A 15,456-nucleotide genomic window follows, 5' to 3' on the forward strand; every position below is an offset into this window, starting at 1 on the left:
AGGACATGGAGGAAAACAATAATAACTTAGGGAAAAAAGTCGCTATATCCGTAATGTCGGTAGCATTACTAGGAACATCAGGATATCTTGTGTATGACAAAGGCTTTAAGACAGCAGGAAAAGAACAAGTAAAACTAGCTAGTAATACAGAAGAGAAAAAAGATGATCGTATTACAGGGGGCGATTTACAGTCTATGTTCCCAAATTTAGTCGCTGATCCTGCAAAAAAAGATGAAAAACCCGGTGAAAAACCAACTATTAATTTAGCAGACTTAATTGGGAATAATAAATCACCAATTACGCCAGTAACATATAAACCAGATGAAGTATCGGTGGAAAAGAAAGATCCACAAATCAAATTATCGGATGCACCAACTCCACAGAAACTAGATTTACCAACTAATATGGTTGGACCTGTGGCAGAGCCAGGAAAAGCGAATGATAATAAACAGCAACTAACTGTACAAGAAGGAGACGGACAAAAACCAGATACAGGTACAAAACCAGACACAGGTACAAAACCAGATACGGGCACAAAACCAGATACAGATGCAAAACCAGATACAGACATAAAACCAGATACAAGCACAAAACCAGACACAGGTACAAAACCAGACACAGGTACAAAACCAGATACAGGTACAAAACCAGACACAGACACAGACACAAAACCAGATACAAAACCAGATACAAAACCAGATACAAAACCAGATACAAAACCAAAACCAGATCCAGAACCAACACCAACACACCCAACAATTACAGTATCACCAAAAACGGGTGACATTTTAGTTGAGTGGTACGCTGGAAATGGAAAATACTACTCATCTGTTTTCTTTAATGATTTTTATACGAGTCAAAAAGAACTGGATGAAAATGCATTAAATAATTTAACGAACTACTATAGCAAAAAAGAAGACTGGACGCTCGTTAGCCAATTGAATACACCATCAAAATCAAAATCAAAATCAATAGCAGAACATAAGTTAGCATTAGATAATGTAGAACAAATTCTTACAAGTGGTGAATATTCAAATGAGAGAGCATTATTCTATTTACGTAATCAAATGAATGTATTAAATGAATCGGTTACTACACAAGAAGAGTTACAAAGATATTTAAGTGAAAATAAGAAAGATTATATTAAATCTGTAGCAGAAAAAGTTTATCAAACAGCAACAGAAGAAAAAAGAGAGTGGTCAAATACAGGGGATGTAGCATCTTTAGAACAAGCATTAAGTAAATTTTATTTAGTTACATCAGTATTTGAAAGCGTAGATCCTGCATTAGTAGAAAAAGCGAATCAAGATGTAGAAGATATTTTCAACAAGCTATTACAAGAAGAATTAAAGAACCTTAATATCCAAACATCAGTAGTGCTGTCTGCAACTGAGGCAAAGGGAAAAACAAGCCCCGTAAAAGAAAATACTAGCAGTAATGAAGGAACAGCAGTTACAGAAGATAATAAGGCAACAAGTACAACAACTGAGAAAAACCAAAAAGATGAAAAGACTGAAGGTGCCAAAAATAACGAGAAAACAAGTAATATCGATTCAAGTACTCAAAAAGCACAAGTAAAATCTGAACCATTTAGTCAAGAAATCGAGCAAATAGAAACATATTTAAATCCAGTGAATCCTCAATATGAAAATGCTTTACTATTAGCAAATCAGTGTATTGACGGTGCAACAGGAGAACAAAAAGAAAAATTAGAAAAGCAATTTAGTGCGGCTGTAGAGGGACTTCGTGGACAAATTAAAGATTCTAATTTTAAAGTCGAAGATGCTATAAATAAAGCGAATTTATTAGCAAATACTGCAAGAGTAGAAAAATCTGTTCAAGATGAATCTCATCAGTTATTAATGCCGTTAATGTTTGAAAGAAAAGCAAACGATGCTGCAAATAATGGAGAATATTATACAGCGGTATTAAATATTGCAAATGCAATTCGTACAAAGCACCCATTGGAACGCTCAAGAGAAGAAATGGTTAATTATGCGAATAAATTATGGACAGATACAGAAAATGAATGGAATAAAATGAATGGAACGACAGGATGGCAAAGTGAAGTAAGTAAAAACTTATTACCATCATACACATTACTTGCACAGTTAAAGGATATTGATAAAACGATTGGCCAAATTAGTGGTATGAATATGATTGATAATGCATCCAAAAAAATGGAGGGAATTCAACTTATTCAGTTAGCAGGTGATGAAGCAAATAAAGAAGGGCAAACGAGCCTTTATAATGCTTTACATTATTATGGTCAAGCAGCTTCTCGTGGTGTTGTTGACAAAACAGGATTTTCTAATGTTGCTAGTCTTGTAATTAAAGAAGCAAAACAGTTAGAAAAAACGCAATATAAATCAGCGTTAAACAACTATCAAATTTTATATAAAACACCAGGTATTGAAGAATTAGGAATTAAAGAGGGGGTAAAAGCGGCAATTGAGTATTTGAGTACATTTGAAGCTGCAAAGGCAAGCGGGAATAAAGATACGATTGAAGATTTAGCTTCAGCAATTGAATTAACTTATCGTTCTATGGAATTAGGATATCCAGAAGCAGATGCAAAAGAATGGATGAATACGGTAGCTCTAAAAATGTTTAATAAAGGTGCAGGATATATGTCCGCAACTGACACGAATAATGCATATAAATGTTTTGAATTTTTAAGTCGTGATAAATATGCAAATGCTATTAATGGAGAAATAACGAAACAAGCAAAAGTGGAGGTAGATAAAATTAAATCTATGAACGTTAAAAAATAATTAGATTTAACATTCGCCATCTTACCTTGAGTAAGATGGCGAAATTATTTCGTATAAGGAGTAAATATTAATGAGTTTAGTAGAATTTTAAATTTTACTAAACTCATTAATTATTCATTAAAGCCACACTATGCATAATAAAGAATTTGAAAGGTGGAAAAAAGATGATTAGCAATTTAAAAAGGGAAGCATTAGCCTCATTGAAAGGCCGATGGGGATTAGGGGTAGGTTCAACGTTTCTTAATTATCTCATTCCCGTAGCAAGTATGTATATCATTGGTATAGTAGTATTTCTAATTTTTGGTTTGTTTATAGATGTTATAGGACCTGAGAACTTTGTATATTATTCATATGGCGAACCTCAAATTAATTTTGGATTAATTTTATCTCAAATTATTGTATGGGTTATTATTTCTATTCTTTATATTGTTGTACAGAGTGTTATGAGTTACGGCTATTATACAATCACATTAGGTTTAGCGAAAAATGAATCTACCACAATAGGTGATCTGTTTGCGGGTTTCAATTCAAAGAATATATTTAGAGCTATGAAACTAGGTATCTTACAAACAATATTTATTAGCTTATGGAGTCTTTTGTTCATAGTTCCAGGTATTATTAAATTTTTCTCTTATTCTATGGCTTACTACATTATGTTAGAGGATCCAGAATGTACAGCAAGTGAGGCAATTAAAAAAAGTAAAATGATGATGAAAGGACATAAGTTAGATTTATTTATCACTTGGCTAAGTTTCATTGGATGGTTTATTTTAGGTTCATTGGTGGGAATATTTACCCTAAATCTCCCATATCTTTGGATTTCGCCATATTATACTACTACAGTATCGCATTTCTACCTAAATCTAGTAAATAGAACTAATAATACAAATGAAGTACCAGTAATCAATATTCAAAAATAACGGATTTAACATTCGCCATCTTACTTTAAGTAAGGTGGCGAAATTATTTCACATAAAGAGTGAAGTTCAATGAGTTTACTAGAAATTTGTCCATTAGATGAGGTGTTAGTGGAAGCTTTACAGAATGAAGAAAAAAGATTTCGTTTTTATGAAATATTACAGAAATCAAATTTGCACGTTGTTGCAGATGACTGGAGACTTTTAGGAAGAATACTCAAGATTTAAGGATTGAGTTTAAAATATATGAATCTTAGGTAGTTTGAATTGGAGATGTAATATGAAAGCGAATAAAGCATTTGAGTGCGTATGTAATCTAATATCTGAAAAGTATTTAGATAATGGTTGGAAATATTCTAAGTCGGGTCATTGGATGAGTAAAAAAGATAAAAATTTCATTTATAAGGTATTCTTTTATACAAGTTGGAATAATATATCTGATAAAAATGTAGTATTTTATGGTGCATGCGCAATTCTTCCTTTAAAATCTAAAGATAAAATATTGCATATTAATACACGTCAGTACAATCTACCAAGCAATCAGTTATATTGGAACATAGCAAATGAGGAAGAGTGGGAGCGGACAGTTAACGAATTCATCAATTGGTTAAATAGTGTATTTATGCCAATTGTAGAAAGGTGCACGAATGATTTGAACAATTTTGTAAAAGAGGTTGTTGAAAGAGGTTTTTATCCTCAAAAGGGTTATATGGTAGATATTAATTTTATATTAAAGCACGGGTCACGTGAATTGGCAGAGGAAGCTATCAAAAGATACTATGACAGTTTGGAAGAGTCAATAAAAAAAGAATTTAAAGATAACTATGAAAGTATGGTGTATGGTAATGAAGCAGTTAGTGCATCTGGTAATAACATGATGAGAAATTACACCAAATTTAGAACTATCATAGATAATAAAATACTTGTTACTTTATAGTACATCAAATGCTTTGACTTAGTAAGCGATAATTGGTAACCCAATTATCGCTTTTGGTTTTAAATAAGGGTACGGGAAAAGTGTATCCAACGAGACAAATAGATTCAGTAACAGAAGCACATATAATTGATAGAGTGAAAGAAATAAGAGGGAATTTAACAAGTAGGTATAAGAAATCTGGTAATTTTGCTGTTGCAGAAGTGGATGTCAGTGGGATAAGTAAATCTGAATTTTATGCTCAAAGTAGCATAAATGAACTTAAAGGAAATCTTGAGCATAAGGTGCCTGATATTTCTTTACAACCTGAAAATCCAATGTTTAAAGCTACAGAAGCAGTTGGTAAAGAGGGAGAGAGTTATTTAAGGAATACAGATACGGAGTATAAAATACTAAATGATATTGCTTCTAGGCTTGGAGAGAATACACAAGCTACTGGAAAAATTAAGTTATTTACAGAATTGGATATTTGCGACAGTTGCAGTAAAGTCATAGCAGAGTTTGCTACTAAATATAAAAATATTGAATTAGAAGTCATACACAACAATGGTAATAGAATTATTCCTTAAATTTAATTTTTTTGGAGGGGAAGACTGATGAAAGACTGGGAGTATAATGAATTATTTGATGCGATTCAGGAGACATATGAAGAGTTGTTAGATGAAGACAGGGGATATAGGTATGCTATAGCAAAACTAGCGGGTGAATTTGATAACTTAGGTAAGATAGAAGATGTTATTGTTGATACTGCTATTGGAGAAATTGCAATCGGCCATGAGAAAGTTTTTGTTGGGCGCATTGAAGGTATAACAAAGAGATTAAGCATGTTTAATCCACAAGAAGCAGGAGATGAATTAACTTTAGAAGAAATAAAAGACTTATCGAGAAGAATAAATAAAGTAATAGAAGGACTAAAAAATGTAGAGGTTGATTATAATCCTGCAGCAGAATAAAGGTTAGTGTTTTAGAAAAAGAAATAATTGTTTGAAAGTAAGTACTTCATGATGGTTGTACCATCATAGAGTATTACGTGCAATGATAGAATAGAAAAAGAAGTACGAGCTTAGGCGAGATGCCATTTTACTGGGCGATGAATATAAACACATGGAATGTATATGAAATTAATGAACTCGTATAAACTCGTAAGTATTAACGTAGTAGTTGTTATGACTTATAAAAGGTGTCATACTGTTATTATAAAACTTACAAATTTAATGCTACTTAAAAACATATGAACTTAAAGCACTTGATTGTCAACTAAAGGCAACGAGTGCTTTTTTGTTTTAGCGTAGAAATAAGTTGGTACACGTATAATTAAATGTATTAAGTGTTAATTTAATAGACTGAAATGGCTTTTTACAGTGTATGACGATAGTAGAGGGAAACATAAAGGGGTGTATTATGTTTTGAAGTCATCGTAAAGTACGTTTTAACGGTTGATGTAAGAGTACATCCAATAACAGGTGGATTCGTCTACTACAGCGGTAAATAACGCTATTCAACAAAAAGAGTCTTCACAACAACAAGATGACAATAATCAAGAAGAAGGTACTAATGATCACGGTGATGATAATGATGATGGATAACGAAAATAAAAAAGGTTTCTCAACAAATTTTAATATATCCCTTGACAGTTACAAATATAACCGATATACTTCATATTAATTTCAAAAGAAAATATATTCTAAATATTTAAATGTGTTGAATAGGAGTAGTAAGGTCGTGTATTTGTACAGAGAGCTATGGGTTGGTGTGACATAGTCAAATGACATCCTGAACTCGCCTAGGAGCAGTAAGGTGGAACGGAATCACATTCTTAGTAAATCTTAACGGTTAACCTTCGATATTAGGTTTGTAATCAAACGATTACTACTAAGGTGGATTCATAATGGAATCAATAAGGGTGGTACCGCGTTAAGTAAATGGCTTAGCGTCTCTTTATATAGAGACGTTGAGCCATTTTTTTATTTTATGGAAATAGAAATGGAGGGTTTATTCGGATTGGTTTATAAAATTTAATTATTTATATAAAGTAATTTATCTAGGAGGAAAATAAGATGAAACAGACGGAGCAATGGACTTCGAAATTAGGTTTTATAATGGCTGCAGCAGGATCAGCAATTGGACTTGGCGCAATATGGAAGTTTCCTTATATCGCTGGGAAGAGTGGGGGAGGGGCATTCTTTTTAATCTTTATATTATTTACTGTATTAATTGGATTACCACTACTTATAGCTGAATTTATGATTGGGCGCAGTACACAGAAACAAGCAGTTGGAGCATTTAAAAGTATCGCACCTAATACAGGATGGCACTGGATTGGACGTCTTGGCGTTGGAACATGTTTTATACTACTTTCGTTTTATAGTGTTGTAGGTGGATGGGTGTTAATTTATTTATTCAGAGGAATAACGGGACAACTTATTACTCCGGGACAAAATTATGGAGCGTTATTTACTGAAACAATTGGAAATCCCGCTTGGGCGATTATGGGACATTTCGCTTTTATGTTCATTACGATTTGGGTTGTATCAAAGGGTGTACAAAATGGAATTGAAAAAGCAAGTAAATATATGTTGCCAGCATTGTTTGTTTTATTCGTTGCTCTTATTATTCGTTCATTAACACTTGATAATGCAATACAAGGTGTGAAGTTTTTCTTACAACCAGATTTTTCAAAGATTACTTCAGAAAGTATTTTATTCGCGATGGGACAATCATTTTTTGCGATTAGTATCGGGATTTCGATTATGGTTACCTATAGCTCGTATTTAAATAAAAAAGAAAGTTTACCAAAATCAGCAGTTACAATTGTTGGATTGAATTTATTTGTTTCATTATTTGCAGGTCTTGCTATCTTTCCGGCCGTATTTTCATTAGGAATGGAGCCGACAGAAGGACCTGGATTACTATTTATCGTATTACCATCTGTATTTAGTCAAATTCCATTCGGTGGGTTGTTCTTAACAGTATTTCTTGCACTATTTACATTTGCAACATTAACATCGGCATTTTCTCTACTAGAGACAGTTGTTTCAGCATTAGCAAATGGTGAACAAGAAAAAAGAACGAAATTATCATGGATAATCGGTTTCGGCATTTTCTTAGTAGGTATACCATCCGCGTTATCATTTGGAGTATGGAGTGATATTACGATTTTCGGAAAGAATATTTTTGATGCAGTAGACTTCTTATCTAGTAATATACTAATGCCACTTGGTGCACTATTTATTAGTATTTTCGTTTCATTCAAAATGGAAAAGAAGGTACTAGAAGCAGAGTTTTTTGTAGGTGGAAATTATGGAAAGAAAGTATTTATTTGTTGGGCGTTTTCACTTCGATTTATAGCACCACTTGCAATAATCATCGTCTTTTTAAATGTAATAGGGATTATTTAAAATTAAATGTTATAATATTCAGTAAAAAAAGAAGGTGATGGTCATAAAAGCGAATTTGATAGAAGTAGGAAAATATATGAATATTAGAGGGAAAAAACTATACGTTGAAACGCATGGAAATCCTAAAAATAAACCAGTCCTATACTTGCATGGTGGACCAGGAGAAAGTTGCTATGATTTTTCATTTCATCAAGCGGAACGTTTAAAAGATTCTTTATATGTAATAATGATAGATCAAAGAGGTGTTTGTCGCTCAGAAGAAATTACTGAGGACGAAGCTTTTGGATTAAATGATTTGATTGAAGACTGTGAGGAACTAAAAAAAGTATTACAAATTGAGAAATGGTCTGTCATTGGACATTCTTTCGGTGGATATTTAGCATTGTTATATGCGTCGATATATCCAAGTTCAATAGAGAAAATCATATTTGAAGGACCAACTTTCGATTTTGCATTAACAAGTAGAGCTTTGTTACAAAAGACAGGGGATTTATTAAAAAAGTATGGAAAAGAATTAGCGGTAGAAGAGTGCGTCGCTTATGTATCTAGTAATTCTAGTTCAGAAGAGTTATTAGAAGCTTATATAAGATTAAGCACTGAATTAGAAGAAAAAAGAATGGAGATTTACAATTATAAGGAAGATGAAACTGACGAAAGTTTATATAGTGATGAAGAGTGGGAAGTATTTTCAAATCGCTCCAAAATTCACTTTGATAGATTAAAATTAGAGGGAGCATGTCATACATCATTATTATCTAAAATAAAAGAAGTGCAAAATTCAATGTTATTAATTGTAGGAAAACATGATGTAGTAACGTGTGAAAAACAAATTGAAACATTTAATAAAGATGTTCGAAATGGGGATTATATTGTATTCGAAGAGAGTGGTCATACACCGCATTATGAAGAAGCAGATAGATTTGCTGAAATAGTCATTCAGTTTTTGAAATAAAATAAGGAGCTTCGTATAATACGAAGCTCCTTATTTTAGATTTTGGGATAAGTGATTGTAATACTAGGCCATTTGATTTGCCAATTCTTTTTATGGACTCTATTTTTGTACATAAGAATACGTTCTTTTGTTTCAAGAAAATGAGCTGTTGGTCTCACTTGTAATGAAAGCACATCTTCAATACCACACGGAGCTGTTAATATAACATTGTTTTTTTCGTCTAATGTAACCCCTAAAGCCGTTGCTGTTTCAGGAAATTTAGAAATAGCATCAACTGAAGAAGAATACGGTGGCATATTATTCACTACATGCATACGAGCTTGATTCTTTACCGACCAAGGGATCGTAGCATCAATATTCATTAATTTCGTTTCTAATGATTGTTCGTATATCTCGTCTTTATGTAAACTATTATAATAAATTACATCAACATCAGGCATGGTTGTTCTAGCTTCATAGTTATGTAAAGTATCCCAAATTTTAGAGCGAACAAACCCGGCACAAATCCACCAATCAGGTAAATTTAGTGATTTTGCCATTTGTAATACGTTCATCATCCATTCGTCGTTTTCAATTAAGCGAATTATATCTTGCTCTGTTTGTATAGTCATTTGTTATCCCACCTACTATTTTTATAGAGGACTAATTCATCAGTTTAATAATCCATGTGATCCAGTAAGCACCTGGTATGAATAACAGTTGTGCTAATAACGTACCAAAAAGTCTAGAAATCATTAGCCAACCATACATTTTACTCATTGCTTCTGCACCTTCTTCTGATTGAAGAGCTCGCTCTGTTAAAAGAGCGATACGTGGATCGAGCAGCACTGTTAATAAAATAGTTGCAAAACCATTAATAAGGCCAGAAGCTGTAGTAGCTTTTGTTGCGTAAGCTGGAAGTAAAAAAGAAGCGTATAGGGCTGAAAGAACACCAGCTGTATAAATTGCAGTAGCAAACATATTGATAAGCATAATACGTTTTGGAATACCACCAATACGCAGTCTATGAATCATTTCTAATTTTGGAAAGCGTACGTATTTTCTTGTGTACTTTAATTTTTGAATGTTATTTGTTTTCATCATTCGAATGAAAGAACCATCTGATTCAAAGTTTTGAATGACGTATCCAAATAATTTGGTCAAAGTTGGATACAGTATAATCGCAAGTAAAGTACCGACAGAGGCGGATAATAGAACGAGCCGTATAGTATGTTCTAAATTAATGGAAGCGTCTCGTTTTGCCTCATCGACAATCCCGCCAATTAAAAAGGCTTGTAGCATGTTAGATGTTCTTGATATAAGTAACACCATGCCTACGACAGACAAAGCAACAGCAATTCGCTTTAAACGTACTCCAGCTAATCGAATACTATAAGAGCTTGTTTCAACCGCGTGAATAATAATTGTGAAAACCATTATAACAATTAACGTTATTGACATTAGATTCACCAGTTTCTATTAAAATAATTATAACTTTTTTACTTTATCATATGTATTACACTTTGTAACTGAAAGTATGTGACATAGAAGAAATAATTTTTCGAAAAGATAAATAATGATAGTATAGTAAAAGGTAGGCATGAAAAAGCCTTCTATTGGTATTTTATATGGCTATGGTAGTAAAACAGAGTTGACTGAAGTTGGTGCGACTCATATAGTAAACGATGTAAACGAACTACATCATTTTTGTTTAGAAAATAGTTTGATAAAGAAGTAAATATTGAGACTAACAATCCCTTTATAATGTATGACGATGAAATCGTTTCTGCTTAAAGGGATTTTTCATATGTAATCGAATATGTATAATTAGACATTTTTAGCATGAAAAATTTGTATGAATAAGAGGAGGGATGTCAGAATCAAAAGATTAGTAGAAGTTTATTTATAAAAGTTTGAATTTTCTGTTTAAAGGAGGGGTATAATTGGAGCTAGTTATTATATTATTAGCACTTAGTTTACTAATGTTTGTAGCATATAGAGGGTTTTCTGTTATTTTATTTGCACCGATATTTGCATTATTTGCGGTATTTTTAACAGAGCCTAGTTTTGTATTACCTTTCTTTTCGAATATCTTTATGGAGAAAATGGTAGGTTTTATTAAACTATATTTCCCTGTATTTTTACTTGGGGCAATATTTGGAAAAGTAGTAGAAATGTCAGGAATTGCAGACTCGATTGCAAAGACAATTATAGAGTTAGTTGGTGAAAAACGTACGATTTTAGCGATTGTATTAATGGGTGCTATCTTAACGTATAGTAGCGTTAGTGTGTACGTAGTAGTGTTTGCGGTATATCCGTTCGCAGCTAAGCTGTTTCGACAAGCGAATATTCCGAAGCGTTTAATTCCTGGAACGATTGTACTTGGAGCGGTCACGTTTACAATGGATGCGCTACCTGGATCACCACAAATTCAAAACGTAATACCTACAACCTTTTTTAAAACGGACATTTATGCTGCACCGATACTTGGTATTGTAGGGGCAATTTTTGTACTCACGTTAGGATTACTATATTTAGAGAGTAGACGTAAGAAGGCGAAGGCGGCAGGAGAAGGGTATTTTGGTTTTAACGATGGGGATACTGAAATGGCAGCTTCTTTGCAAGTGCAAGTAGAACAAAAAGATATGCCATTACTGAAAAGCATTGAAATTACAAGAGTTCAACAAGTGATTGCTTTTATACCACTTATTTTAGTAGGTGTAATGAATAAAGTTTTCACTATTATGATACCGAAGTGGTATCCGAATGGTTTTGATTTTTCTGCAATTGGTATGAAAGCATTTGGAAAAGTAGAATTAAGTGCAGTAGTTGGAATTTGGTCAGTAGAATTGGCACTTATTATAGGTATTGTAACAACGTTATTATTATATTGGAAACGAGTAGTAACAGGGTTTCAAGCTGGATTGAATACAAGTATTGGTGGAGCGTTACTTGCAACGATGAATACAGGTGCTGAGTTTGGATTCGGTGGTGTCATCGCAGCACTTCCAGGTTTCGCGATTATGAGAGACGGCATTTCTGCCACATTCACGAATCCTCTAGTGAATGGAGCTGTAACGACGAATATTTTAGCTGGAATTACAGGCTCTGCATCAGGAGGAATGGGAATTGTTTTAAGTGCGATGGGAGATAAGTTTATTGCAGCGGCCAATCAATTTGATATTCCATTAGAAGTAATGCACCGTATCGTGTCAATGGCATCGGGAGGAATGGATACATTACCACATAACGGAGCTATTATTACTATTCTTACAGTAACAGGTTTAACACATAAACAGTCATATAAAGATATTTTTGCCATTACAGTTTTGAAAACGGTTGCCGTATTTTTAGTAATTGCATTCTATACTGCAACAGGAATTTATTAAGTCGATATTTTATAAACTAAAACATTAATTAGGGTAAGAAGGGGTGGAGTACTTGCAAGAAGTTGCTGAGTTTCGTATGCCGAAGTCCGTATTATATGGAAGAAATTCGCTTGAAAAGCTGGGGGAACAATCTAAGAAGTTGGGGAAAAGAGCGTTTATAGTTACGGATACAATTATGGAGAATTTAGGATATGTTGAGAGGTGTATACAACAATTAAATACGAAAGGTATTACTGTTAGTACATATAATAAAGTAAATGCTGAGCCTACAAATATACACGTGTTAGAAGCGTTAACACTTTGTAAAGAAGGAAAGTGTGATTTTATTATTGGTATTGGTGGTGGAAGTTGTATTGATGCAGCGAAAGCAGTTGCGGTGTTATATACAAATGGTGGAGAAGTGGAAGATTATGTCCAAAAAGATATGGAAATAGACAACGATCCGCTACCACTAATTGCAATCCCAACAACTTCTGGTACTGGATCGGAAGTAACAAGTGTAGCAGTAATTACGAATAAACGAACAGATGTAAAAATGATGATGAAGCATCCAAATTTCACACCGCAAGTAGCGATTATTGACCCAATATTAACACGTTCGGTACCACCTCATATTACAGCAGCAACAGGGATAGATGCATTATGTCATGCAGTCGAAGCATATATTTCTAAAGTTTCACAATCACTTACCGATGTACTTGCACTTTCCGCTATTGAAAGTATTATGAAATATTTACGTATTGCATATGAGGATGGAGAGAATATGGAGGCAAGAGAAGCGATGATGATTGCTTCCTTACAAGCTGGAATCGCATTTTCCAATGCATCTGTTACGTTAGTTCATGGAATGTCAAGGCCGGTAGGAGCGTTATTTCATGTACCACATGGTATATCGAATGCAATACTATTACCTACAGTTTTACAATATACAAAAATTAGTGCAGTAAAAAGACTAGCGGATATTGGACGTTGTTTAAATAAAGATTTGTATTCCTATTGTGATGAAGAAGTAGCCGACTACACGCTGAGGGAAATAAAAAAACTTTGTTTTGATCTTCGTATTCCAAATTTAAAAGAATACGGAATTGGTGAAGTTGAATTTGAAACAGCTATTTCTAAAATGGCATCAGATGCAATTGAAAGTGGAAGTCCAGCAAATAATCCACGTGTGCCATCATATGATGAAATTAAACAGTTGTATCGAGAATGTTTTCATTATCAATATGAAGATTTTATAAAAACATCAAAAAAATAATTTCAGAATATTCTTATAAAATTTCCTTGGAAATAGTTAAAACAAGACTTTATATTATAAACGTAAAGTCTTGTTTTATTGTGTATAATATACATAATAAAATGTTGTGATTAGTTTTAAAAAACAGTATAAGGTGGGTGTTGTGTAATGAAAACAATAGGTTTAATTGGTGGTATGAGTTGGGAATCAACTTCTGAATATTATCGAATCATAAATGAAGAAATAAAAGAGAGATTGGGAGGATTACATTCAGCAAAATGTATGATTAATAGTGTGGACTTTGAAGAGATTGAACGATTCCAGTCTAACGGAGATTGGAATGGAGCAGGAGAAATATTAGGAAATGCGGCATATTCGTTACAGAGGGGAGGAGCAGATTTTATAATTATTTGCACAAATACAATGCATAAAGTAGTTGAGAAAATAAAGGAGAATATTCATATTCCAGTCTTACATATCGCTGATGCAACTGCGAAAGAAATTAAAAGGAAAGATATTCAAAGGGTTGGTTTGCTTGGAACTAAATATACAATGGAGCAAGACTTTTATAAATTACGCATAGAAGAGAATCGTATAAAAGTAATGGTTCCATCAGAAAAGGATAGAGAAAAGATAAACGAAGTAATATATACAGAATTATGTTTAGGAAAGATAACATCTCAATCTAGAGAGTATTATAAAAGAGTTATAGAAGAGCTAGTACAAGAAGGGGCCCAAGGAATTATATTAGGTTGTACAGAAATAGGATTATTAATAAAGCAGGAAGACGTATCAGTTCCGATATTCGACACAACTTATATACATGCAGTTGAAGCAGTTAAAGCAGTTAATTTCGCTTTACGAAATAGATCATAATTATATTATGTAACCTAGTTCACGTTTGTGGAAAACATTCTGAAAATACTTTATAATGTAAGTGGTTACATTTAAGGGGGAATGCGTATGTTTTCAGTTCAACCAATCGCATTTGTACATAATGAAAGAAAGGAAATAAAAGATGATGAGTGGGGAGAAGTAAGATCCTATATTACTTTAACTGAAATATATACTGAGGAAAGTATACAAGGGATTGAAGATTTTTCTCATATTGAAGTTGTTTTTTATTTTCATAAAGTAACTGATGAACAAATTCAATATTTTGCTAGACATCCTAGAAATAATAATGATTATCCTAAAGTAGGCATTTTTGCACAGCGCGGGAAAAATCGTCCGAATCGCATAGGAGCAACAATTGTAAAGGTGATCAAAAGAGAGGGTAAATCAATTATTGTTGAGGGGTTAGATGCTATTGATGGCACACCTATATTGGATATAAAGCCGATAATGAAAGAGTTTATGCCGAAAGAAGAAATTGTACAGCCTAAATGGGCAACGGATATAATGAGACAGTATTGGAAGGGGAATGGAGTAAAATGAGAATATATGAGGCAACAATTGCAGATTTAGATGGACTAGCATCAGTTTTTAATAACTATCGTATGTTTTATAGACAAGATTCCGATTTAGAAGGAGCAAAAGTATTTTTGCGAAGTCGAATCGAGAGAAAAGAATCCGTTATTTTTGTGGCAGTTGAAGACGGCGAATATATTGGCTTCACACAATTATATCCATCATTTTCTTCCATTTCGATGAAAGAATTATGGATTTTAAATGATTTATTTGTACAAGCAACTAAGCGCGGAGCAGGAACAGGTAAAAAATTATTAGAAGCTGCTAAAGAATTTGCATTAGAAAATGGTGCAAAAGGTGTAAAATTACAAACGGAGATTGATAATTTATCAGCACAGCGATTATATGCTGAAAATGGTTATTTGAGAGATAATCGTTATTTCCATTATGAATTAACGTTTTAAAAAAA

The 15,456-nt window shown here is 33.1% G+C and carries 14 protein-coding genes, 3 pseudogenes and 1 other annotated feature; of the genes and pseudogenes, 15 read left to right on the top strand and 2 right to left on the bottom strand.

Annotation, left to right across the window (positions count from 1 at the left end; genetic code table 11):
• Positions 1-5 precede the first annotated feature (5 nt).
• From JDS99_RS14285 to JDS99_RS14325, 9 genes and pseudogenes are all read left to right on the top strand, one after another.
• A complete protein-coding gene (locus JDS99_RS14285; RefSeq protein ID WP_199695253.1) occupies positions 6-2,774 on the top strand; it encodes a hypothetical protein in 2,769 nt (922 codons plus the stop codon).
• Between the two features lie 164 nt (positions 2,775-2,938).
• Entirely contained in the window at positions 2,939-3,694 is a 756-nt protein-coding gene (locus tag JDS99_RS14290) for a DUF975 family protein (protein WP_097889501.1), read from the top strand.
• Positions 3,695-3,763: 69 nt separating this feature from the next.
• Positions 3,764-3,880, top strand: a pseudogene (locus JDS99_RS14295) (SseB family protein); the annotation flags it as partial.
• Positions 3,881-3,971: 91 nt separating this feature from the next.
• A complete protein-coding gene (locus JDS99_RS14300; RefSeq protein ID WP_199695254.1) occupies positions 3,972-4,628 on the top strand; it encodes a hypothetical protein in 657 nt (218 codons plus the stop codon).
• Positions 4,629-4,708: 80 nt separating this feature from the next.
• Complete coding sequence (locus tag JDS99_RS14305) at positions 4,709-5,194, top strand: deaminase domain-containing protein (RefSeq protein ID WP_141499179.1); 486 nt, start codon at positions 4,709-4,711, stop codon at positions 5,192-5,194.
• Positions 5,195-5,221: 27 nt separating this feature from the next.
• Positions 5,222-5,578, top strand: a complete 357-nt coding sequence (locus tag JDS99_RS14310; RefSeq protein ID WP_199695255.1) for an Imm3 family immunity protein — start codon at positions 5,222-5,224, stop codon at positions 5,576-5,578.
• 473 nt (positions 5,579-6,051) lie between these two features.
• A pseudogene (locus JDS99_RS32380) lies at positions 6,052-6,211 on the top strand (PepSY domain-containing protein); the annotation flags it as partial.
• A gap of 106 nt (positions 6,212-6,317) precedes the next feature.
• Positions 6,318-6,566: a binding site (T-box leader), on the top strand.
• A 116-nt stretch (positions 6,567-6,682) separates the two neighbouring features.
• Positions 6,683-8,023 carry a sodium-dependent transporter gene (locus JDS99_RS14320; RefSeq protein ID WP_199695256.1) on the top strand — a complete coding sequence of 447 codons (1,341 nt, stop codon included), beginning with the start codon at positions 6,683-6,685 and terminating at the stop codon, positions 8,021-8,023.
• Positions 8,024-8,060: 37 nt separating this feature from the next.
• Positions 8,061-8,975: an alpha/beta fold hydrolase gene (locus JDS99_RS14325; RefSeq protein WP_199695257.1), complete on the top strand. Its 915-nt coding sequence runs from the start codon at positions 8,061-8,063 to the stop codon at positions 8,973-8,975.
• A 35-nt stretch (positions 8,976-9,010) separates the two neighbouring features.
• Here JDS99_RS14325 and JDS99_RS14330 read toward each other — a convergent pair whose 3' ends face one another.
• Positions 9,011-9,586 carry a nucleotidyltransferase family protein gene (locus JDS99_RS14330; protein ID WP_000155290.1) on the bottom strand — a complete coding sequence of 192 codons (576 nt, stop codon included), beginning with the start codon at positions 9,584-9,586 and terminating at the stop codon, positions 9,011-9,013.
• Between the two features lie 31 nt (positions 9,587-9,617).
• Entirely contained in the window at positions 9,618-10,415 is a 798-nt protein-coding gene (locus JDS99_RS14335) for a lipid II flippase Amj family protein (RefSeq protein ID WP_000028921.1), read from the bottom strand.
• Positions 10,416-10,566: 151 nt separating this feature from the next.
• On the opposite strand from JDS99_RS14335, the pseudogene JDS99_RS14340 reads away from it, so the two are divergent.
• From JDS99_RS14340 to JDS99_RS14365, 6 genes and pseudogenes are all read left to right on the top strand, one after another.
• Positions 10,567-10,692: pseudogene (locus tag JDS99_RS14340) on the top strand (HAD family hydrolase); the annotation flags it as partial.
• Positions 10,693-10,897: 205 nt separating this feature from the next.
• Positions 10,898-12,343, top strand: coding sequence for a GntP family permease (locus tag JDS99_RS14345; protein ID WP_199695258.1), 1,446 nt, complete (start codon positions 10,898-10,900; stop codon positions 12,341-12,343).
• A gap of 52 nt (positions 12,344-12,395) precedes the next feature.
• Entirely contained in the window at positions 12,396-13,598 is a 1,203-nt protein-coding gene (gene eutG, locus JDS99_RS14350; protein WP_088063241.1) for an alcohol dehydrogenase EutG, read from the top strand.
• A 147-nt stretch (positions 13,599-13,745) separates the two neighbouring features.
• Positions 13,746-14,453, top strand: a complete 708-nt coding sequence (locus JDS99_RS14355) for an aspartate/glutamate racemase family protein (protein ID WP_199695259.1) — start codon at positions 13,746-13,748, stop codon at positions 14,451-14,453.
• 87 nt (positions 14,454-14,540) lie between these two features.
• On the top strand, positions 14,541-15,014 hold the full coding sequence (locus JDS99_RS14360) for an SAM-dependent methyltransferase (protein WP_087982557.1): 474 nt from the start codon (positions 14,541-14,543) through the stop codon (positions 15,012-15,014).
• The gene (locus JDS99_RS14365) at positions 15,011-15,451 is read left to right on the top strand and encodes a GNAT family N-acetyltransferase (protein WP_048540883.1); all 441 of its coding nucleotides are present in this window, start codon (positions 15,011-15,013) and stop codon (positions 15,449-15,451) included. Before JDS99_RS14360 ends, JDS99_RS14365 begins: the two co-directional genes overlap by 4 nt.
• Positions 15,452-15,456 lie beyond the last annotated feature (5 nt).

Origin of the sequence: Bacillus cereus group sp. N6 (assembly GCF_016483705.1) — a bacterium.
In the GTDB taxonomy this organism is placed as follows: domain Bacteria; phylum Bacillota; class Bacilli; order Bacillales; family Bacillaceae_G; genus Bacillus_A; species Bacillus_A wiedmannii.